We start from the raw sequence: 21,692 nt of genomic DNA, 5'->3' as shown, positions 1-21,692 counted from the left end.
GACGCCTCCGGCGGTGGGGTGGAAAGAAAGGACGCCGGTGCGGTGGCACCGGTGGTTCGGCCAGGCCGAGACCGTGCTCGCGTGGCTCCTGCTGGCGGTCTCCGTCCTGCTCACCGTGCTGAGCAGCGGCCGGACGAGCGACTACCGGACGGCCACCCTGCTGATCGCCGCCGGCGCTGCGGTCTGGCTGCTGCTGACGACCGTCGTGCTCAGCCCGAAGCTCCGCGATCACCCGGTGACCGCCGCGGTGGCGTTCGCCGGGGTCGTCACGCTCGGCGCGATCCTCGAAGGGCGCGAAACGTACTTCGTCATCTTCATGGTCTACGCGTTCTTCGCCGCCATGCGGATGAAGCCGATGGTGCTGGCCGTGCTCGGCATCGGCATCACTTCGCTGCTGATCAACACCATGACGCTCGGCGGTCCGATCCACGCTCTGACGGTTTCGCCGGGGGTCTGGATCTCGCTGGTGATCGTGCAGACCGCGGCGATCAGCGGCGGGGGCGCGGTATTCGCCGCCGTGGGCAGGCAGAACGCCGAGCGCAAGCGGATGCTCGACCAGCTGGCCGCGGCCGAGGCGGAGAACCGCGGGCTGCAGCGGCAACTGCTCGCCCAGGCGCGCGAGGCGGGCGTGCTCGACGAACGGCAGCGGCTGAGCCAGGAAATCCACGACACACTCGCACAGGGCTTCACCGGGATCATCACCCAGCTCGAAGCCGCCGCCCAGGCCCGCGACGACGCGGCGGAATGGGAACGCCACCTCGCCGAGGCGACCCAGCTGGCCCGGGAAAACCTCACCGCGGCCCGGCGTTCGGTCGCCGCGCTGCGCCCGGAGCCGCTCGAAACCGCGACGCTGCCCGAAGCGCTCGCCGAGGTCGCCCGGCTGTGGAGCGAGCGCACCGGCGTCCCGGCGGAATTCTCGTCCACCGGGACCGCCGTCCCGCTGCATCCGGAGCTGGAGGCCACCCTGCTGCGGGTCACCCAGGAAGCACTGTCCAATGTGGCCAAACACGCGCGGGCCAGCCGGGCCGGGATCACCCTGTCGTACATGGGCGACGAGGTGACGCTCGACGCACGCGACGACGGCGTCGGCTTCGACCCGGCGCATCCTCCCGCGCCGCCGTCGGCGGAAGGCGGCCACGGCCTGCCCGGCATGCGGCGGCGCGCGGAACGGCTCGCCGGCGCGCTGCACGTCGAGTCCGAACCGGGAGGCGGCACCGCGATCTCGGTGCGCCTGCCCGCGATCCCGGCTGCGACACTGGATCCGACCGAGGGGGCCCCATGACCATCACCCTGCTCATCGCCGACGACCACCCGATCGTCCGGGACGGGCTGCGCGGCATCTTCACCGGCGAGCGCGGTTTCGAGGTGCTCGGCGAGGCCGCGCACGGGGCCGAGGCGGTCACGCTCGCCGAGGCGTTGAAGCCGGACGTCGTGCTGATGGACCTGCGGATGCCCGGCACCGACGGCGTCGCCGCGATCACCGAACTCGCCCGCCTCGGCAACCCGGCGCGGGTGCTCGTGCTGACCACCTACGACACGGATTCCGACGTGCTGCCCGCGATCGAGGCGGGCGCGACCGGCTACCTGCTGAAGGATTCGCCGCGCGAGGAACTGTTCCGCGCCGTGCGCGCCGCCGCCCGCGGCGAGGCGGTCCTCTCCCCCGCGGTCGCGAGCCGGATCATGGGCCAGATGCGCGCACCGGCCCAGGAACCGTTGTCGCAGCGGGAGATCGAGGTGCTGAACCTCGTCGCGCGCGGGTCGACGAACAAGGAAGCGGCGAAGAAGCTGTTCATCAGCGAGGCGACGGTGAAGACGCATCTGCTGCACGCGTACGCGAAGCTCGGCGTGAAGGACCGCGCGGCCGCGGTGGCGGTGGCTTTCGAACGCGGTTTGCTCGGGTCTTAGCCCCACAGCTCCCTGCTTTTCGCCGCCACCCGCGCGACCACCGCGGCCACGAATTCCTTCCCGGGCAACGGATCCAGCCTCCGGCCGTCCCTCAACCGAGGCGCGACCAGCCCTTCGTCGACCTCCCGCTGCCCGACCACCGCTTGATACGGCACCAGCCGCCGGTCCCGGATCCGAGCGCCCAGACCCCCCCCCGGTCCGCCGGGACGACCTCGGCGCGCAACCCGGCCTCCATCGCCTCCTCCGCGACCGCTTCGGCTGCCGGAAGTTCCGCGTCGCCGACCGGGAACACCGCCACCTGCACCGGGGCCAGCCACGGCGGGAACGCGCCGCCGTGTTCCTCGATCAGCTGGGCCAGCACGCGTTCCAGGCTGCCGAGCACCGCGCGGTGCACCAGCACCGGCCGGTGCGCGCGGCCGTCCGGGCCGATGTACTCGAGCCCGAACTGCTCCGGCTGGTGGAGGTCGATCTGCACGGTGGACAGGGTCGACTCGCGGCCGGCGCTGTCGGCGATCTGGACGTCGATCTTCGGGCCGTAGAACGCGGCTTCGCCGGGACCGCGTTCGTACTCGACGCCGTCGAGCGCGTCGACGAGCACCTCGGCCGCGCTTTCCCACGCCTCGGCCGCGCCGGCGTACTTGCCGCGGTTGTCCGGCAAGGAAAGGCGGTAGCGCGCGGGTTTCAGGCCCAGGTCGCGGTACACCCGGCGGATCAGCGCGAGCGCGCCCCGCACCTCCGCGCCGACCTGCTCGGGACGGCAGAAAAGGTGCGCGTCGTTCAGCTGGATCGCCCGCACCCGGCTCAGCCCGCCGAGGACGCCGGACAGTTCGGCGCGGTACATCCCGCCGAGTTCGGCCAGCCGCAGCGGCAGTTCGCGGTGGCTGCGCTCCCGCGACCGGTAGATCAGCGCGTGGTGCGGACAGAGGCTCGGCCGCAGCACGACCTGCTCGCCGCCGACGTCCATCGGCGGGAACATGTCGTCGCGGTAGTGCGCCCAGTGGCCGGAAAGCTCGTACAGCTCGCGTTTTCCCAGCACCGGCGTCGAAACGTGCCGGTAGCCGGCGCGGCGTTCGGCCTCGCGGACGTACTCCTCCAGCACGTGCCGGATCGCGGCGCCGTCGGGCAGCAGATACGGCAGGCCCGCCCCGATCAGCGGGTCGCTGCCGAACAGGCCGAGTTCCCGGCCGAGTGCGCGGTGGTCAGGCATGGCGGTCTCCTCACGGAAGGCGAGGCGAGCGCACGAGCGGGCCCGGGGCGCTCGCCCCGGGCTCGAATGGCAGTGTTCAGCGCGCCGGGACGGGATCCGGCGTCGTCGTGGACTGGGCGCGCTTCATGCCGTGCACGGTAGCCCCGCGCCCGGCGGCACCGCACCTGGTTTTCCGCCTCAGGGCTTCCAGCCGCTGTGCCCGGCCCACTTCTCCGCGCGCACGAACGCCGCGTTGACCCAGCCCTGCTTCTCCTGCGCGTACTGCTCGACCGTGCCGTCCGCGGAATGCTTGCGCGCCAGCTCTTCCTTCACCTCGGCGTAGCCGTCGCGCTCCTCCGGATGCGCCCGGATCCAGTCGCGGAACAGCAGCGCGAGCCGCCACGCCGGGGTTTCGGTGGACCGGACGTGCAGGTTCACCGGCCGTTTCGGGTCCGCGCTCTGGTGGAACCGCTTGAGCCACTTGCCTTCGCCGCCCTGCGGGTCGTCCCACCATTCGCCTTCGCGGCGCGGGAAACCGGCGTCGGCGAGCGCCTCGGCGAGCGCGTCCGCGTCGTCCAAAGAGGACACGGTGAGCTGGAGGTCGAGGACGTCCTTGGCGGGAAGGCCCGGCACCGCGGTGGACCCGATGTGGTCCGCGCGCACCAGCCGCGGTCCCGCGATCTGCCGCAGCCGCGCCAGCCGCCGTTCGGCCTGCAGCGGCCAGCTCGAATCGTAGGGAGAGATCACCGGCGAGGCAGGCGGACGCGGTTTGCGCAGCCGGAGATTCGCCTCGAACGGCACCAGCCGGTCCGCCCACAGCGCGTCCACCTCGGCGAGCACGACGTCCGGCGTGCCGCCGTTGTCGAGCCAGACGTCCGCGACCGCGCGGCGCTGTTCCTCCGCGGCCTGCGCGCGGATCCGCGCCCGCGCGTCGGCCTCCGGCATGCCGCGCACCTCGACCAGCCGCCGCACCCGCACCTCCACCGGCGCGTCGACCACCAGCACCAGGTGATACGCGGGCGCGAGGTCGTTCTCCACCAGCAGCGGCACGTCGTGCACCACCACCGCGTCGTCGGCGGCCGCGGCCATCAGCTCGCCGGTGCGCTGCCCGACCAGCGGATGCACGATCGAGTTGAGCCGCTTGCGGGATTCGTCGTCGGCGAACGCGCGCGCGGCGAGCGCGGGCCGGTCCAGCGACCCGTCCCCGGCAAGGATTTCCTCGCCGAACGCCTCGGTCAGCGCGGCCAGCCCCGGCGTGCCCGGCTCCACGACCTCGCGCGCGATGCGATCGGAATCGATGACCACGGCCCCGTGTTCGGCCAGCCGGTTCGCCACCGTCGACTTCCCCGCACCGATCCCGCCCGTCAGGCCCACTCGCAGCATGGCCACACCTTACTGTGCCGATGATCGGCTATCCGACCACAGCCACGGGCCGAACGACTCCGCCGCAGCGGGCAGGCGCCGCGGCGGGGTCGGCCTGCTCTCGACCACACGAGTGCGAGCATTACCCACCCGACCACAGCCACGGCCGAACTCCGCCGCAACAGGCACACGCCGCCACGAGGTCGGCCTGCTCTCGGCCACACCAGAGCGAGCGACCATCGCCCACCCGACCACAGCCACGGCCGAACTCCGCCGCAACAGGCACCCGCCGCCACGGGGTCAGCCTGCTCTCGGCCACACGAGCAACGAGCACCGCCGTCACCCGCTCAGGCGACACCGGACCTCTGCACGTGCAAGCGCACAGGTACCCGCACACCCTCCGCGCAAACGCAAGCACTTTTTCGGGCGTAGCCGAACTGATGTGGGTGACACGCCGCGTGCTTGCGCTGTTTTCGCGGGTCGAGTGCGTACCGTGCGCGGCGGAAGGGTCGCCCACACGGAGGAACAATGGCGGAGAAGCACGTCGGGAAGCACCGGCTCGGCACCCCGGGTCTGGTGCACTGCGTCTCCTATCGCCAGGTCTCGGAAGCACTCGAGGAGTACCGGCGCACGTGGTTCAGCGCGCTGCTCGTGCCCGCGAAGCACAGCCTGGCCGGCCTCCGCCGGCGCGCCCGCGAAGCCGCCCTCGAACGTGCCTGGGTGCCTTCGGTTTCGCTGGAACGCGCCTGACCCTCCGCGGCTCGGCCGGTTGAACCGGGACCGAGCGCAGCTGCCCGCGATCAGACCTCGCGGGTTTCGATCGCGATCTCGTGGCTCAGCGTGCGGTGCACCGGGCATTTGTCCGCGATTTCCAGCAGCCGCGCGCGCTGGGCGTCGTCGAGGTCGCCTTCCAGCGAGATTTCCCGCGTGATCCGGCTGAGCATGCCGACCTCGGTCTCGCAGCGTTCGCAGTCGCGGGCGTGGACGCGGTCGTGCCGGAGCCGGACGGTCGTGCGGGTCAGCGGGATTCCCTTGCGGTCGGCGTACATCCGCAGCGTCATCAAAGTGCAGGTGCCGAGCGCGGACAGCAGAAGGTCGTACGGCGTGGGACCGGCGTCCGCGCCGCCCACGCTCACCGGTTCGTCGGCGAGGAATTCGTGGCTCGCGGTCGTGACGCGCTGGGTGTAGCGGCCGCTTCCGGCATCGGTGACGACGACAGTGCCGGGCTCCGGCTGGGTCATGGGGACGGTTTCCTTCTGCTCGGGGAGGCGCGGGCGGTCGCTTGTGGACGGTCCGGGCGCACCGGAACGACGTTCCCAAGAAGCCGGGAATATCGTATCTTCTGCTTGCGAGACGCGGACGCGCTTCCCGCGGAGCACGGGCAAAGGGGGTGGGAGATGGCCACCCGGCATCTCTCGACACGGCCGGCGGAGCAGCACAACCGCGGCCGCTTCCTCGACGCGGCGTTGACCGTGCTGACCCAGCGAGGCGTCGCCGGGTTGACCGTGCGCGCGGTGGCGGAACAGGCCGGGGCGTCCACGATCACCGTGTACACGCGCTTCGGCGGCCGCACCGGCTTGCTGGACGCGTTGTACGAACGCGCTTTCGACTTGCTGGGCGAGGAACTGCGCACGGTTCCGCGGTCCGAGGACGACGGGATCGCCGATCTCGTGGAGGTCGCCCTCGCCTACCGCCGGTTCGCGCTGGAGAGCCCGGCTCGCTACGGCTTGATGTTCGAGCGGTCGGTGCACGATTACGACCCGGATCCGGCGTTGCGGTCGGGAGTACTGCGCACGAGTTTCGCCGAGTTCGTCGCGAAAATCGAACGGGTCGCCCCGCCGGACGTCGTCGCGGAGGAATGCGGCTATCTGCTGTGGACGTCGATGCACGGGCTGGTGAGCGTCGAACTGACGATCCGCTCGCAAAGCCCGCTCGACGACTGGTTTCTCGGCGCGGACGAATCCGCGCACGAAACGATGTACCGGCGCGGCGTGCGCGCGACGATCGACGGGCTGGGCCTGCGCGCCTGACTCCGCGCCCGGCTCCCGGAAACAGTTCGGCCCCGGTCCGTGCGGACCGGGGCCGAAACCGTCAGAGACTCAGCGAGTCAGGCGCTCACGCGCCGCCCGACAGCTTCTCGCGCAGGGCCGCGAGCTGCTCGTCGCTGGCGAGCGTGCCGCCGCTCTTCGCCTCGACCGGAGCGGACGAGGTGTAGCTCTGCTCGCCGCCCTCGATGCCGGTGGCGGCGTCGGCAGCGGCTTCGGCGTCGGCCTCGGCGGCCTTCTTGACCTGGGCCATGTGCTGCTCGTAGCGGGTGTGGGCCTCGGCGTACTGCCGCTCCCACTCCTCGCGCTGCTTGTCGAAGCCTTCCTGCCACTCCTGCGTGTCCGGGTCGAAGCCCTCGGGGTAGATGTAGTTCCCCTCGGCGTCGTACTCGGCGGCCATGCCGTACTGGGTGGGGTCGAACTCGGTCTCCGGCGTGACGCCCTCGTTCGCCTGCTTCAGCGACAGCGAGATGCGGCGGCGCTCGAGGTCGATGTCGATGACCTTGACCATGACGTCGCCGTTGACCTGGACGACCTGCTCCGGGATCTCCACGTGGCGCTCGGCCAGCTCGGAGATGTGCACCAGGCCCTCGATGCCCTCCTCGACGCGGACGAACGCGCCGAACGGGACGAGCTTGGTGACCTTGCCCGGCACGATCTGGCCGATCGCGTGGGTGCGGGCGAACTGGCGCCACGGGTCTTCCTGGGTCGCCTTCAGCGACAGCGAGACGCGCTCGCGGTCCATGTCGACGTCCAGGACCTCGACCGTGACCTCCTGGCCGACCTCGACGACCTCGGACGGGTGGTCGATGTGCTTCCAGGACAGCTCGGAGACGTGCACCAGGCCGTCGACGCCGCCCAGGTCCACGAAGGCGCCGAAGTTGACGATGGAGGACACGACGCCCTTGCGGACCTGGCCCTTGGCGAGCGCGTTGAGGAACTCGCTGCGCACCTCGGACTGGGTCTGCTCGAGGTAGGCGCGGCGGGACAGGACCACGTTGTTGCGGTTCTTGTCCAGCTCGATGATCTTCGCCTCGAGCTCGCGGCCGACGTACGGCTGCAGGTCGCGCACCCGGCGCATCTCGACCAGCGACGCGGGCAGGAAGCCGCGCAGGCCGATGTCCAGGATGAGACCGCCCTTGACGACCTCGATGACGGTGCCCTTGACGGGCTCGTCCTTCTCCTTGAGCTCCTCGATCGTGCCCCAGGCGCGCTCGTACTGGGCGCGCTTCTTGGACAGGATCAGACGGCCTTCCTTGTCCTCCTTCTGGAGGACGAGGGCTTCCACCTCGTCGCCGACGGCGACAACCTCTGCCGGGTCGACATCGTGCTTGATGGACAGCTCGCGCGAGGGGATGACGCCCTCGGTCTTGTACCCGATGTCGAGCAGGACCTCGTCGCGGTCGACCTTGACGATGGTGCCTTCGACGATGTCTCCGTCGTTGAAGTACTTGATCGTCTTGTCGATAGCCGCGAGGAAGTCTTCCTCCGACCCGATGTCGTTTACGGCGACCTGCGGGGCCCCGGTCGGGGCGGTCGGGGCGGTGGCGGTGTCGGTGGTCATTAGGCGGGTTGCTCCGGTGGATGGGTGTCGTAGGTGGATGTGAAGTTGGCTACCGAAAGTGCACGCGGCGGGCCCCGCAACCGGCATGCGGCGACCCTGCTCAAACGTCCGGCGACCAAACGTTCCACCAGTGAACGACCGCGGCATGACCCGCTGACGATGCGCGGCCCCGGCGGGTAGTCGCCCGGGCAGCGCGAACCCCACTGCGCTAACACGTATCGTACGCGGGCCCCCGCGGGGGACACAATCAGGGTCGCCCTGGGCTCCCGGTACCTTCCTTCCAACGTTTCCGCCGGTCCGGGCATTCCCGCGCCCCGGACGGCCGCACCCGGGAGAGGAGACCGGCATGCCCGAGCCCGCCGCGGCCCCGGCGGCCCGCCACGCGAGCGCCGAGGAACGGCTCGGCACCGTCGGCGTCGCCCATCGCGAGGTCGGCGGAAACGAGGCGGAAGCCGCGAATCTGGCCTGGTGGGACGCGGATGCCGACGATTACCAGGCCGCCCACGGCGGATTCCTCGGCGACGCCGATTTCGTCTGGTGCCCGGAGGGCGTGCGCGAGGAGGACGCGCGGCTGCTCGGCGACGTGCGCGGCAAGCGCGTGCTCGAAATCGGCTGCGGGCAGGCCGCCTGCTCGCGCTGGCTCGCGGGCGCCGGGGCCGAACCCGTCGCCACCGACCTGTCCGGCGGCATGCTCCGGCACGCCCGCGAGGGGAACGCGCGCACCGGCGCGGCGGTCCCCCTCGTGCAGGCGAACGCCGAGCGGCTCCCGTTCGCCGCGGCCAGTTTCGACGTCGCCTGCTCCGCGTTCGGCGCGCTCCCCTTCGTGCCGTCGCTGGAGACCGTGTTCGGCGAAGTGCGCCGGGTGCTGCGCCCCGGCGCGCCGTGGGTCTTCTCGGTGACCCACCCGATGCGGTGGATCTTCCCGGACGACCCCGGGCCGCAGGGGCTCACCGCGACACAGCCGTATTTCGACCGCACTCCGTACGTCGAGGTGGACGACGACGGCGCGGCGACCTACGTCGAATACCACCGCACGCTCGGCGACTACGTGCGCGCGCTCGCCGCTTCGGGGTTCGCGCTGGAGGACCTCGTCGAGCCGGAATGGCCGCCGGGCCACACGCGCACCTGGGGCCAGTGGAGCCCGTTGCGCGGCAGGCTGTTCCCCGGCACCGCGATCTTCCGCACGCGCCGCGACTGACCGGCTACGCTGCGGCAGTGAGCTCCGCCGGCCGATTCGCCGCACTCGACCCGCTCCTGCCGCCGCCCGTCCCGCTCGGGAGCGGCGACCGCCTGCGCGCGGTGACCGCGTCGGGCACCCAGGTTTCCGCGATGCTCCAGCGTTACCGGCACGGTCCGGGCGACGCTCCCCTGCTGTGGTCGGCGGCCGAGGTGTGGCAGCTGTTCCCGGACCCGGAGACGGCGGGCACCGAAGCGTTCGACGCGTTGCTCGGCGCGCTTCGGTCCCAAGTGGACACTGAAGCGCCGGGCGCCGATTCGGCGTGCGTCGTCAACTGGCCGAGCCGCGACGCCGAAGCCATCCGCGCCTTTCTCGACCACGGGCTGGTTCCGTTGTCCGCCTTGGCCGTTCGCCCCGCCGTCGCACCGGAAGAGAGCGCCGCGGACGCGTCGATCCGGCTCGCCGGACCCGGCGACTACCCGGCGGCGCTGGCGCTGTGCACCGCGACCTTCGACTACACCGGCCTCGTCGCGCACCGGAAACGCGAGCAGACCGCGGAACTGCTCGGCCCGGCGCTGCGCCGCGCGCTCGGCGAGAAGGCGACCTGGCTCGCCGAGGTCGACGGCGAAATGGCGGCGCTCGCGCAATGCGACTGGGTCGAGTCCGCGCCCGGGAACGAGGCCGCCGAACTGCTGCCGGCCGGCCGCTGGGGGTACGTGAACAACGTCGTCACCGCCCTGGCCAGCCGCGGCCGCGGGATCGGCCGGGCGCTGATGGCCCGCGCGCACCGCGAACTGCTGAACCAGGGCGCGACCGGCACCTACCTCTACTACAACCCGACCAATCCCCTGTCGTCGGTGTTCTGGCACCGGCAGGGCTACCGGCCGCTGTGGACGTCCTGGGAGGCGCACCCTGCGTGGGCGTTGCGCTGAGCCGTCCGCTCTTTGGTGTGACGTCCGGCGAGCCGCCTTGCCGACCCCGGCGGGCCGGGTCTAACTTTTGAACTGACTGGTCAGTTCAAAATCCGTGGAGTGTGTCCTGTGCAGGTCCGTGCCGACCGGGTGTCCCTGAAGGGTCCCCACGGCCCCTTGTTGCCGCCTACCTCGCTCACCGTCGAGGAGGGCTGCCTCACCGTGGTGCACGGCGAGCCGGGCGTCGGCATCACCGCGCTCGCGCTGGCGCTGGCCGGACGGCTGAAGCCGACCACCGGCACCGTGACCGCCGAACCCGAGGGCGACCTGCGGCGGCTCGTGGCCGTCGTGGACTCGCCGAGGGTCAGCGAGCCGGACGAAGCCTTGTCGCTGCGCGTCGTCGCCGCCGAAGAACTGGCGCTCGCACACCGTCCTTCCAGCAAGGATGCTGTCACAGCTTGGCTCTCCCAGCACGACGCGGCGCCGTATGCCGACAGCCGGTTCGAGAATCTCGAGCCCGCGCTGCGCATCCGGCTGCTCACCGCGCTGGCCGCCGAACGCGACGGCGTGCGCGTGCTCGTGCTCGACGCCCCCGACCGGCACACCAGCGACGTCGAGACCTGGGCCGCGGTCGCGAGGGAGCACGCCGCCCGCGGATTCGCGGTGGCCGTGCTGGCCGCGACGACGCCGGAGCCGGCGCTCCCCTGCCCGCCCGCCAAGGTCGGCGAGACCGAGCAGCCGGACCCGGTCCGGCTCTACGCCCCGCCGGAGCCCGCCGAAGCCGAGCAGACCCGGCAGCTCCCGGAAACCGCCGAACTGACCGCCGAAACCGAGAACTCCGAGGGAGACCGGGCATGACCACCCCCCACAAGCGGGCCGGCGGACTGAACGCGTTCCGGATCGCGGGCAACGAGCTGCGCCGGCTGTCCACCGGGACGCTGCCGAAACTCGCCATGTTCGCGCTCGTGCTGGTGCCGCTGCTGTACGCGTCGTTCTACCTCTACGCGAACTACGACCCCTACGGCCGGCTCGACAAGCTGCCCGCCGCGGTGTTCACCGAGGACGCCGGCGCGAAGGATGCCAACGGGGCCGAGCGCAACGTCGGCCGCGAGGTCACCGGCGAACTGGTCAAGTCCGGCACCTTCCAGTGGCATCAAGTGTCCGAAAAGGACGCCCGGGACGGCGTGCGGGACGACAAGTACTCGTTCGCCATCGGCATCCCGCACGACTTCTCGAAGGCGCTGCTGTCGTCCGGCAATTTCGAGCCGGAGCAGGCGACCATCACGCTGACCACCAACGACGCCAACAACTATCTCTCCGGCACCATCGCGAAACAGGTGGCCGACCAGGTCCGCAAGACGATCGCGGAGAAGGTGGGCAGCGAGGCCGCGGACAAGTTCCTCGTCGGCTTCTCCACCATCTACGGCAAGACCGCCGAGGCCGCCGACGGGGCCAAGCAGCTCGCCGACGGCGCGGCGAAACTCCAGACGGGGCAGCATCAGCTGGCCGACGGGGCGGGCCAGCTCGCGACCGGGTCGGCGAGCCTCGCCACCGGGCTGGGCACCCTCAAGTCGAGCACCGCGCAGTTGCCGAGCCAGACGCAGAAGCTCGCCGACGGGGCGGGCCAGGTGGCAGACGGCAACCAGAAGGTGGCGAACGCGGGCTCGCTGGCCGCGTCCGCGTCGTCCGACGTGATGGGCCGGATCGACGGCTACCGCGCCCAGCTGGCCGCGAAGCTGCAGGAATCCGGGATGCCGGAGAACCTCAAGGACTCGATCCTGGCCGACTACGACAAGCTGCGCACGGACGCGAACCAGGCGAACGGGAAGATCCAGTCCGCCAACGGCGACCTGCAGAAGCTCTCCAGCGGCGCCCGCCAGGTGTCCGACGGGGCGCACCAGCTCGCGGCGGCCTCGCCGCAGCTGGCCAGCGGGATCGCGCAGGCGTCCGACGGCGCGAACCAGCTGCGCGACGGCGCGGCGAAGCTCAACGACGGCGAGAAGACCGCCGTCACCGGCACCGACCAGCTCGCCGACGGTTCGGCGAAGCTGCGCGACGGGCTGGCCGCCGGGCTGAAGCAGATCCCGAATCCGGACGACCCGACCCGCACCGCCACCGCGAACACGATCGCCGACCCGGTCGCGGTCACGTCGAACGGCGTCGCCTCGGCGGGCACCTACGGCGCCGGGCTCGCGCCGTTCTTCATCTCGCTGGCCACCTGGATCGGCGCGTTCGTGCTGTTCCTGCTGATCCGCCCGCTGTCGACGCGCGCGCTCACCGCCGGCGCGGCGCCGCTGCGGGTCGCGCTCGGCGGCTGGCTGTCCTCGGCCGTGCTGGGCCTGGCGCAGGTGATCGTGCTGTTCGCCGCGGTGACCTGGCTGGTCGGCATCCACGTGGCGCACCCGCTGGGCGCGATCGGCTTCGCCTGCCTGGTGTCGCTGGCGTTCACGTCGATCGTGCACGCGCTGAACGCGCTCTTCGGCGCGGTCGGCAAGTTCCTCGGGCTCGTGCTGCTGGTGCTGCAGCTGGTGAGCGCGGGCGGCACGTTCCCGTGGCAGACGATCCCGGACGCGCTCTACCCGCTGCACATCGTGCTGCCCATGGGCTACGCCATCGACGGGTTCCGGCACCTGCTCTACTCCGGCGCGTCGCTGCAGATCCTCGGTGACGTAGGGGTGCTGGTCGGGTACCTCGTCGGAGGGATCCTGCTGTCCACTCTCGCGGCGCGCAAACACCGGGTGTGGTCGGTCTCGGCGCTCAAGCCCGAGCTGAGCCTGTGAGAGAAGCGACCAAACGGAAGCTCTTCGAGGCCACTTTGCGGCTTTCGGCCAGCCGCGGTCTCGTGGGGCTGACCGTGGACGACATCGCGGCCGAGGCCGGCGTCGCCAAGGGGACCGTCTACTACAACTTCGGATCCAAGGACGGGCTGGTCGACGCGCTGCTCCGGTTCGGCGTCGACCTGCTCGCCGGGCGGCTGCGGGCGGCCGGGACGGAGGACGATCCGCTGGCGGTGATCGAGGCCCAGGTGGACACGACGCTGGAGTTCATCGCGGAGCACCCGGGGTTTTCGCAGATCGTGGTCAGCGAGCTGTGGCACACGCCGGGGCGGTGGCACGACACGTTGGCGCTGCTGCGGGAGGAACTGATCGCGGTCGTGAAGGCGCAGCTGGAGCGGCTGGACGCGGCGGGGCGGCTGCCTCCCGGGGTGGACATCGCCACCGCGGCCGCCGGGCTGTTCGGGACGATGCTGGTGGTGGCGCTGGACTGGCAGGTGTTCCATCCCGCGCGGTCCCGGGCGGACGTGGTGGGCTCGGTGATGCTGCTGATCCGCGGGCTGAAGAGGTGACGCGGCGGGGCCCGGCGGTCGGTGCCGGGCCCCTCGAGGGTCAGTGGCAGTTGGCGCAGCAGCCGCAGCCCTTGCCGGTGCAGGCGGAGCAGCATCCGTGCCGCAGGACGGTCTGGAACAGGCGCTTGATCATGGCTCGGTCCTTCCGGGTCGGTCATTCCTGCGTGGGTCACGCTAAGCGGGGCGGCTGGGGTCGGGGTACCGCTGACCGGGCAGGCGGGCGGGTGAATCCCCGGGGGGTGGGGGCGGCGGCTCGTCGCCTGGCGGCGACATTGCGCCGGGAGGGCGGGCGCACCACCCCGAAGTTTTATTCGTGCTGACGGTTCGGGGGTGCTTGTCAAGGCGGGAAAGATGCCTTGACAAGCACCCCCGAACCGCAGGGAGGCTTCGTATCGGGGTTGGGGGGCGGGGTGGGTGCTTCCATCGGTGGGTGCGGCGGTGGCGGTTCGCGATTACTGTCCGCAGGGGACGTTGAGCCATTCGGTTTTGGGGATGGCTTTGCGGGTGTCGTCCAGGCGGGTTAGCAGGGTTTCCAGTTGGGCTGGGTCCGCGGTGTATTCCAGGGTGGCTCGGTAGAAGGCGCCGGTCATGGTTTTGGGCATGAGGTCCGAGGCGTCGAAGCAGACTGGTTTTCCTGAGGTGAGGGTGTCGGCGACCTTTTTTCGCACGGGGTCCCGGTAGACGTCCTTCGCTACCGCGGCACCTGCGGAGAAGGCGGTCGCGTTCGGGTTTCCCGCCCAGATCTGCTGGGCTTCCGGGGAGACCAGGAAGTCCAGGAACTGGCGGGCTTGCGGGGTGTCGGAGAACATCGCGGCCAGGTCTGCTGAGACCTCCGAGGCGCCGGAGCCGGGGAACGGGAAGAAGTCGTAGTCGATTCCTGGTTGCGGGCGGGGGCCGGTTTCGTTGTGCAGGTGCATGGTTTGGTAGCTGGCCATCGCGAACGAGCCCTGGTGTTCCATGCGGCAGCCGGGCGGGTCGGCGAAAAGGGGGCGGGCCGCGTCGCGGAAGTCGGTGAGCAGGGCGGCTGGGGCGCCGCCTTGGATGCCGCCGGGGCGGACGACCAGGGCGCCCCAGTCTTGGAAGGCTTTGCGTACGGGGTCCGAGGTCCACGGGAGGGTGCCCGCTGCCCATTGGCGATAGGTTTCTGGGCCCGCGGAGTGCAGCAGGATGTCTTCCACCCAGTCGGTGCCCGGCCAGCCTGAGGTGGGCGGGGCGGCCAGGCCCAGGCACCACGGCGGGTGCTGGCCGGCCGCCAGGGTCACCAGCTGCGGCCAGGTCGTGGGTTTCGGGCCGGGGAGGGTCGCCGGGCGGTACCAGATCGCGCTCTTCAGGTCCGCTTTCACCGCGACGGAGTAGAGCTTGCCGGTGCCGAGGCGTTGCAGGTCGACCCATTGCCTGCCGTAGAAGGATTCGGCTTTCCGTTCCAGGAAGTCGAGGGGTTTGCTTTCCTGGCGGCGGGCGTAGTCGGCCAGCAGGCCCGGGCTGGACAGGACTGCGATGTCCGGGGCGGCGCCTTGCTGGACGTCGGCGGCCAGGACCTGTTCGACGGCCCGGGTGCCCTGGTAGCGGACCTCGATGCCGGTCTTCTCCTCGAATCGTTGCTTGACTTGGTTGAAGGCGGCTTCCTCGCCTTCGGTCCACACGCCGAGCACTTGCAGGGCATTGCTTCCCGCGGAGACTCCGCACGCCGACGAAGTCGCTGCCAGCGCAGCGGCGGCCAGCAGGAGCAGCTTCTTCCACAGTGGACAGTTCATGCGCGGTACCGGTATTCGTCGATCCGCCGGTACAGCCCGGCGACCACCAGGGCGCCCGCCAGGATCAGGGCGGCGGGGACCAGCACCGGCAGGCCGCCGGATTCGGTGGCTGCGGTTCCGGCGGTCTTCACGGCGCGGGCGGCCGAGGTGATCGCGTTGTGGGCGGGGGCGGCGGAATCGCCGGCGGCCCGGGTTTGCCGGCGGAAATCGTCCACAGTGGACCCACAGCCGGGCGGGCCGCAGCGTTCCTGCAGGAGGGCGGCCAGGCGGGCGTGGCCGCCGGCCTCCGCGGCTTCGATGCTTTTCTCCCGGACGGCGACCGCGTCGTCCACGCTCGTGCGGACCGGGTCGAGCCGTCCGGCCAAGGCGAAGGCCGCCAGCAGGCCGGCGACGACGCCGAGTCCGAGGACGGTCGCGCCCAGCAGGGGCGGGTTCACGCGGCGGCGGAATCGCCTGCGGAGGAACACTTGCGCGGCCACCAGCAGGGCGAGCAGCACGAGGGGCGGCAGCAGCCAGAGGATCAGCAGGCCCGCGCTCATGCCGGCGCCGGAGATCTGCCGGTCCAGGGCGGCGCGTTCGTCCTTTTGCAGTTTCCCCAGCAGTTCCAGCACGTTGTCGGGTGCGTGCAGCAGCCGCGAGGCGTACCAGAGGTCGGCGAGCCCGACGAGTTCGCCGCCGGGTTGCCGGAAGTGCGCGTCGGCCTGGCCCATCGCGCCGGAGTACGACGCGACCAGGCCTTCGACGGTCTGCAGAGTTCCCGCGCCGGCGTCGCCCGCCTGGTTGAATTCCGCGACGCGCGCGAGGCTCTGGCTCGCCGACGCCATCCGGTTTTCGTACTCCTGCCCGGGACCGGCCAGTTTCGCCTCGCCCGACGCGAAACTGGCGACCGCCGCGGCGTCGGCGGACACGAGGGCGTCCCGCGCCGCCGCAACCTCGAGGATCGCCCGGCTCGTCGCGGACGAGACCTGTTCGGCGGTCCGGACCACGCCGCTCACCGCCAGGGACGAAGTGACCAGCGCGACCACGGTCCCGGCGAGCAGCACGGCCCGGATCCGCACGAGCGCCTGCCGCGTCCGCAGCGTCACGCGGCACCTCCGCCCAGCCGCTCCCCGCACTCCTCGCAGAAGCGCGCACCGGACGGATTCGGGGTCTCGCAGCCGGGACAGACCGCCGGTTCGGCGTCCGGCGGCGACGCGGGGCGGGCGTCGCGGGGCTCGCCGCCGACGTTCGAGACCGTGGAGACCAGCAGGTTGAGCAGTTCGCTGCGGGTGACCTCGGGACGCAAGCGCACGCCGTCTTCGTCCGTCTCGACTACCCGGGCGAGCCGCCGCAGCACCTCCTTGTTGCCGGTCCGCGTGGCGATTTCGACGGCCTGGCCCCATTCCCGCGCCGCCCGCGCGTGCTCCCCCGCGGCGTACGCCTCGTCGGCGTTCACCAGTGCCTCGCTCAGCTCCGCGTGCATGGTGTACCGGCGCACCTTCGGGTCGACCAACGTCGGGGCTACCGGGTCGCGGGTCCAGTGGGCCAGCACGGGCACCGTTGAATCCGCGACGCCGTCGACCTCGACCCAGGCGAGCATCCGGTCGAAGCCGTACTCCGGCGGCGGGTCCGCCGAGACCTCCACCGCGAGCTGGAATTCCCGGGTCTCGCCCGCGCTCCACGAACCGAGCGAAAGGACCACTTTCCGCTCGCCGTCGGGAACGCAGCGCGAGGTCAGGTCGTATTCGCTCGGCCAGACCTGCTTCACGAACCGCAGCGTGGTCTGTTCGGTGACGCCGATGCGCAGCCGCGCCGACGGGATCACCTTGGCGAGCGCCGCCGCCATCAGCGCGCGGAAGTCGTCAACCAGATCCTCGTCGCGCACCACCGAATCGACGGAGCCGCGCAGCACCCGGCCGATCTCGACCAGTTCGGCTCGTTGCCAGCCGTCGCCGATTCCCCTTGCGTCGCAGACGAAGTGGCCTTCGCAAGCGTCTAATTCGCGACGCAGCGCTTCCGCGGATTGCGACTGGTTGTTCCCGTCCGTCAACAGGATCGCGTGCCGCACCGCGTCCGGCGCCGAAACGAACAGGTGCCGCGCGCATTCCAGCCAGGTGCCCATCGCCGTGCCGCCGACCGCGACGAACCGCTCCACCGCGGCAACCGCCGCCGCCCGGGTTTCCTCCGACGCGACGGCGAGACCGGGTTCGGCCGGATACGCCAGATCGGCGCGTTCGGTGCCGCGGACGACGGCGAAGCGGACACCGTCCGGCAGGGCCCAGATCGCCGCGGCCGCCGCCCGGCGCGCGGCGGCGATCTTGGTCGGCGGGTAGCGCATCGACGTCGAGCAGTCGACCAGGAGCACCTCCGCCCCGGGCGGCCGGGACCCCGCGTCGCCGTTCTCGCGCGCGGAAACGGTGACCACGGCCTGCATCGCGGTGTCGCCTTCGCCGAGGTAGCGGTTCTGATGGACCTCGACGTCCCAACCCCTGCTCATCCCTCGCCCCTTCGCCGCCTACACCCAGGTCGTCGGCCTCGTCTCGTTCGCCCGGTCGACCAACGCGTCGTGGTACTCCGCCGAACCCGCCCGGCGCGCGATCCGCCGGTACGACTGCTCCGCCAGCAGGCGCAGCCCGTGCTCGTCGAGGCGGTCGCCGAGCACCGGGCCGGGCGGCAGGCCGCGCATCCCGGCCAGGAAGCACCGCAGCGCGCTCTCGCGGACCTCGGCGGTGAGCCGGTCCGCGGTGTCGCGGTCCACTTCCAGCGCGGACAGCCGCTCGATCGCCTCGGTCAGGTCCTCGATGCCGGGCAGCGCGTCCCCGGCCGGCAGAACGCCCGCCCGCACGCGGATTCCGGCGATCCGGGCCGCTTCGTCGTGCCGCGAGTACTCCGGGACCTGGTCCAGCAGTTCCACCGCCGCCGTGCGCTCGTTCAGCTGCAGATGCCCGCGGGCCAGGCCGAACACGGCGTTGACCTGCAGGTGGTCTCGCACCCAGAGCGCGTCGTAATAGCGTGCCGCCTTCTTCGGGCCGCCACAGTGCTCCGCGCACAGGCCGAGTGCGAGCTTCGGCGTCTCCTCGCCCGGGATGTCGCGGTGGACGCGCTCGAACCAGGTTTGCGCGGTCTCCACCGCGCCGGTGGCGAGTGCGACCAGCCCGCGGTGCCAGGCGATCCGCCAGTCGTGTTTGGCCCGGGCACCGAGCATTTTCTCGGCGGCGTCCATTCGCCGGGCGGCCTGCTCGGCGCCGGTCGAGTCCGTTTCGGACAGTTCGAGCCAGGCCCGGCAGCGGCGCAGCTCCACCTCGACGGTGGAATCCGCGCGGTCGAGTTTCTTCAGCAGCCGGGCGGGATCCGGTGCCCGTACGGTGCGCAGGAAGGCGACCGCCGGGTCGTGCGGATCCTCGTGCGGCACCGGCAACCCGAGCGCGATGTCGAGCGGCGCGGGCAGCGCGCCGAGCGGGCCCGCGGTGCGCCGGGCCCACTCTCCGACCGGCCGCGGCTGGCCGAGCCCGGCGTCCAGCAGCACCGCCGCTTCGGTGAACAGGGTGGAGATCGACGGCCGCGACTGCCGGTCGCGCAGCGAGAGGATTTCGTGCAGCACGCCGTCGAGCTGCACGAGCATTTCGCCGGCGGTGGCGAACCGGTGCTCGTACGGGCCGGTCGCGCGGTCGAGCACCTGGGTGAAGGATTCGACGCCGAGCGCGATCCGCTTGTCGGCCGGGCGCGGCCAGCCGTCGCTGCAGCGGAACAGGTCTCGCAGCGTCGCGCCGACGGTGTGGATGTCCGAGCGCACGGTGAGCCCGTGCTCGTCCAGCTCGGTCGCGCTGACCTGGAAGCGCGGGTTGCCGACGATCGGGCTGGTCTGGTCGCCGATCTTGCGGATCGCGCCGAAATCGATCAGCTTGACCCGTTTCTCGCCGTGGATCACGTTCTGCGGGCTCAGATCGCAGTACAGCAGACCCTGGTCGTGCAGGTAGCCGAGCGCGGTGAGGATCTCCCGGCCGTAGGCCACGACGTGCTCGACGAGCAGCCTGCCTTCGGGCCCGTCGAGCATCGCGCGGCCGCGCCGCATCACCTCGGTGAGCGGAAGGCCGTCGACGAACTCCATGACGATGTAGCGCGCGTCCGGGCCGCCGTGCGGATCGGGATGCGTGGCCACGTCGTGGATCCGCACGATGTTCGGATGGTCGAGCGAGGTCAGCACCTGGCTTTCGGTCTCGGCGATCCGCACCGCCGCCTCGTCGCCGGTGTTGAGCAGGCCCTTCAGCGCGACGTACTGCTTCAGCCGCAGGTCGGTGCCGAGGTAGACGTAGCCGAGTCCGCCGCGCGCGATGCAGCCGTGCACCTGGTAGCGGCCGTCGACCACGTCGTCCGGAAACAGCTTGGGAGAGAAGGAAAACGGCGTTCCGCACTGCGAGCAGAAACCCTCGGTGCGCGCGGGACGGCCGCCGATCGAGCGGCCGACCGGCGCGCCGCAACCGCGTTTGCCGCAGTACCGTTCGTCCTCGGCGACGTGCGGATCCGCGAGGACCCGGCCGGCGATGTCCGGCAGGACGACCACGGGCAGCGGGACGTAGTCGTCGCCGGTGCCGTGGCCGGCGGTCTGCTGCTCCCGCGTGACGACGGTGTCGGCGATCCGGCTCGCGCCCGGGGCGGGGATGACGAGCGTCGCGTCGGCTTTCGGTTTCTGCGGCTCGGATCCCGGGGCCCAGCCGCATCGCGCGCAGAATCCGGCGCGGCTGATCGTGCCGGAGCAGTCCGGGCGGGCGCAGGCGGTCATCGGTTCCCCTCGCGCACCGCGGCGCCGAACTCCTCGACCGCCGCCGCGGCCCGCTCCGGATCGCACGCGCCCTCGTACAGCAGCTGCCAGGCGTTGGCATACAACGAATCCAGCAGCGGATCCTCGACCCGGCCAGCGGCGCGGGCGCGCTCGCCGTAACCGTCGAGGCGAAACCGCAATTCGGTGCGGCGGTCGCGCGCGGCGTCGAGCCGGTCGCGGGCCGCTTTCGCCGCGGCCAGATCGGCGGCCAGCACCTTGGCGACTTCCTCGACGTGTCGCTCGGCCCACGCGACCTCACCGAGATCTGCGGCTTCCTGCAACCGGCTCACCGCGCCCCGGCGGCGGCGCACGCGCGGCGGCGGAACGTCGCCCACCGCGAACCGCGGGGCCAGCTCGGCGATGTGTTCCTCGAGACCGGCGAGTTCCCCGATCTGCTTCTCCAGCGCGGAAATCCGGCGAGCCAGCCCTTCCGGCCGCCCTCCGCTCCGGCGCGACCGCAACTCGGTCAGCCCCGGCGACGACTCCCGGCGGAAACCGAGCGCGAGCCGGATCCCGAGCCCCGCGGCGCGATCCGCGAGCGGCGCGAGCACCTCGCCGATCAGCCGTTCCGGTTCGGCCGCGTCGTCGATCGCGTTCACCACCACGGTGCGGCCGAGGCCCGACCGCGTCCCGCCGTTGTCCAGCGTGAGGTCGAGCCGCTCCGCGAGCCGCTGCCGCACCTGAGCCGACGTTTTGCCCGCCGCGTCCACCGCGAGATCGACACTTCCGGCCGGCGGCAAGGTTTCCTTCGCCAGGGTGTCGCGCAGTTCGTTCGCCGCGGCCGAACGCTCGCGGTCGGCGAGCACCACCGCGAGGTCGAGCGCGGCGGCCTTCGCGGACCCGGCCTCGCCCGTCACGATGATCCACACGCCGTGCCCCTCGCCGAACCAGCCCACGACTTCGCGCGCGAACTGCGGGTCGTAAGCGACGCGGTCCAGCTCGCGGCCGAAAGTATGGTCGACCGCCGGGCTTCCCCGCCCCCACCGGTCCGCGCCGAGATAGCCGAGAATCGTCTCGACCGGGATCATCCACGCGACCCGCTCGCCCTCGGCCCGGTACCGGGACACGACCATGCCGACCACGCGGCCGGTCTCCTCGTCGAGAACCGCGGTGCCGCTGAAGCCGCCGGTGATCGGCTGGTCGTCGTTCTTGCGGCCGAGCTGCACCCATTCGCAGCCGGGCCCGCCCTCGCCGGCGAGTTCGCCGAACGTCCACAGCCCTTCGTCCGCGCCCGCCGGAAACCCGTAGGCGCGCACGGCTTGGCCGTCGGACAACGGCATCCGGTACAGCGGAGCACCCGCCGCTCCCGGCACCCGCTCGGCCAGCCGCAGCACCGCGATGTCGCCGCGCTCGTCCGGCCCCGGCGGCACCCACGCGCCCGGCAGGACGCGCCCCGCGGCGACCGGCGTGCCGGGCAGCCCGACGAAGTCGACCAGGACGTCCGCGTCCGGCCCGCCCGCCCGCTCGACGACGTGCGCGCAGGTGAGCACATGGTCCTCGTCGAGCATGGTGCCTGCCCCGCGGATCCCGCCGAACCGGTCGCGCAGGCGAACCCGCCAGCGTCGACGCTCGGCCTGGTACCCCACGGGGGGACCCTACGCCGGGCGGTCGGCGGGCCGGGCGGCGTTCGCGGAAAGTGGCCCA

At 71.7% G+C, this 21,692-nt stretch carries 17 protein-coding genes and 1 pseudogene; 9 read left to right on the top strand and 9 right to left on the bottom strand.

Annotated elements, in window-relative coordinates; translation table 11 throughout:
* Positions 1-37 precede the first annotated feature (37 nt).
* On the top strand, positions 38-1,282 hold the full coding sequence (locus F9C11_RS24360; protein ID WP_409179674.1) for a sensor histidine kinase: 1,245 nt from the start codon (positions 38-40) through the stop codon (positions 1,280-1,282).
* A complete protein-coding gene (locus F9C11_RS24355; RefSeq protein WP_009079732.1) occupies positions 1,279-1,905 on the top strand; it encodes a response regulator transcription factor in 627 nt (208 codons plus the stop codon). Before F9C11_RS24360 ends, F9C11_RS24355 begins: the two co-directional genes overlap by 4 nt.
* Here F9C11_RS24355 and thrS read toward each other — a convergent pair.
* Together thrS and coaE are read right to left on the bottom strand one after the other, a co-directional pair.
* Positions 1,902-3,112 (bottom strand): annotated as a pseudogene (gene thrS / locus F9C11_RS24350) (threonine--tRNA ligase). The gene F9C11_RS24355 and the pseudogene thrS overlap by 4 nt on opposite strands.
* 177 nt (positions 3,113-3,289) lie before the next feature.
* A complete protein-coding gene (gene coaE / locus F9C11_RS24345) occupies positions 3,290-4,474 on the bottom strand; it encodes a dephospho-CoA kinase (RefSeq protein ID WP_409179673.1) in 1,185 nt (394 codons plus the stop codon).
* 507 nt (positions 4,475-4,981) lie between these two features.
* On the opposite strand from coaE, the gene F9C11_RS24340 reads away from it, so the two are divergent.
* Positions 4,982-5,203 (top strand): hypothetical protein, encoded by a 222-nt coding sequence (locus tag F9C11_RS24340; protein WP_409179672.1) that lies wholly within the window; start codon positions 4,982-4,984, stop codon positions 5,201-5,203.
* Positions 5,204-5,253: 50 nt separating this feature from the next.
* Here the strand turns inward: F9C11_RS24340 and F9C11_RS24335 are convergent, their stop codons facing one another.
* Complete coding sequence (locus F9C11_RS24335) at positions 5,254-5,694, bottom strand: OsmC family protein (RefSeq protein WP_409179671.1); 441 nt, start codon at positions 5,692-5,694, stop codon at positions 5,254-5,256.
* Between the two features lie 156 nt (positions 5,695-5,850).
* Here F9C11_RS24335 and F9C11_RS24330 point away from each other — a divergent pair, with 156 nt between their 5' ends.
* Complete coding sequence (locus F9C11_RS24330; RefSeq protein ID WP_409179670.1) at positions 5,851-6,483, top strand: TetR/AcrR family transcriptional regulator; 633 nt, start codon at positions 5,851-5,853, stop codon at positions 6,481-6,483.
* Between the two features lie 85 nt (positions 6,484-6,568).
* On the opposite strand, the gene rpsA is transcribed toward F9C11_RS24330, so the two are convergent.
* Positions 6,569-8,062, bottom strand: coding sequence for a 30S ribosomal protein S1 (gene rpsA, locus F9C11_RS24325; protein ID WP_009079744.1), 1,494 nt, complete (start codon positions 8,060-8,062; stop codon positions 6,569-6,571).
* A gap of 346 nt (positions 8,063-8,408) precedes the next feature.
* On the opposite strand from rpsA, the gene F9C11_RS24320 reads away from it, so the two are divergent.
* From F9C11_RS24320 to F9C11_RS24300, 5 genes are all read left to right on the top strand, one after another.
* Positions 8,409-9,260: a class I SAM-dependent methyltransferase gene (locus tag F9C11_RS24320; RefSeq protein WP_409179669.1), complete on the top strand. Its 852-nt coding sequence runs from the start codon at positions 8,409-8,411 to the stop codon at positions 9,258-9,260.
* Between the two features lie 17 nt (positions 9,261-9,277).
* On the top strand, positions 9,278-10,171 hold the full coding sequence (locus tag F9C11_RS24315; protein ID WP_409179668.1) for a GNAT family N-acetyltransferase: 894 nt from the start codon (positions 9,278-9,280) through the stop codon (positions 10,169-10,171).
* A gap of 108 nt (positions 10,172-10,279) precedes the next feature.
* Positions 10,280-11,008 (top strand): ATP-binding cassette domain-containing protein, encoded by a 729-nt coding sequence (locus tag F9C11_RS24310; RefSeq protein WP_409186966.1) that lies wholly within the window; start codon positions 10,280-10,282, stop codon positions 11,006-11,008.
* A 26-nt stretch (positions 11,009-11,034) separates the two neighbouring features.
* Entirely contained in the window at positions 11,035-12,930 is a 1,896-nt protein-coding gene (locus F9C11_RS24305; protein WP_409186965.1) for a YhgE/Pip family protein, read from the top strand.
* On the top strand, positions 12,927-13,496 hold the full coding sequence (locus F9C11_RS24300; protein ID WP_409179667.1) for a TetR/AcrR family transcriptional regulator: 570 nt from the start codon (positions 12,927-12,929) through the stop codon (positions 13,494-13,496). The genes F9C11_RS24305 and F9C11_RS24300 overlap by 4 nt, the downstream gene beginning before the upstream one ends.
* Before the next feature lie 452 nt (positions 13,497-13,948).
* On the opposite strand, the gene F9C11_RS24295 is transcribed toward F9C11_RS24300, so the two are convergent.
* The 5 genes from F9C11_RS24295 to F9C11_RS24275 are packed head-to-tail and all read right to left on the bottom strand — an operon-like array spanning position 13,949 to position 21,634.
* Positions 13,949-15,250, bottom strand: coding sequence for an ABC transporter substrate-binding protein (locus F9C11_RS24295; RefSeq protein ID WP_409179666.1), 1,302 nt, complete (start codon positions 15,248-15,250; stop codon positions 13,949-13,951).
* A complete protein-coding gene (locus tag F9C11_RS24290) occupies positions 15,247-16,335 on the bottom strand; it encodes a hypothetical protein (RefSeq protein ID WP_409179665.1) in 1,089 nt (362 codons plus the stop codon). The genes F9C11_RS24295 and F9C11_RS24290 overlap by 4 nt, the downstream gene beginning before the upstream one ends.
* Complete coding sequence (locus tag F9C11_RS24285; protein WP_409179664.1) at positions 16,332-17,726, bottom strand: VWA domain-containing protein; 1,395 nt, start codon at positions 17,724-17,726, stop codon at positions 16,332-16,334. The genes F9C11_RS24290 and F9C11_RS24285 overlap by 4 nt, the downstream gene beginning before the upstream one ends.
* An 18-nt stretch (positions 17,727-17,744) precedes the next feature.
* Entirely contained in the window at positions 17,745-20,009 is a 2,265-nt protein-coding gene (locus tag F9C11_RS24280; RefSeq protein ID WP_409179663.1) for a tetratricopeptide repeat protein, read from the bottom strand.
* On the bottom strand, positions 20,006-21,634 hold the full coding sequence (locus tag F9C11_RS24275; RefSeq protein WP_409179662.1) for a serine protease: 1,629 nt from the start codon (positions 21,632-21,634) through the stop codon (positions 20,006-20,008). Before F9C11_RS24275 ends, F9C11_RS24280 begins: the two co-directional genes overlap by 4 nt.
* Positions 21,635-21,692 lie beyond the last annotated feature (58 nt).

It is taken from the genome of Amycolatopsis sp. VS8301801F10 (genome assembly GCF_046195355.1).
Taxonomy (GTDB): domain Bacteria; phylum Actinomycetota; class Actinomycetes; order Mycobacteriales; family Pseudonocardiaceae; genus Amycolatopsis.
This window is presented reverse-complemented; position numbering and strand designations above follow the sequence as displayed.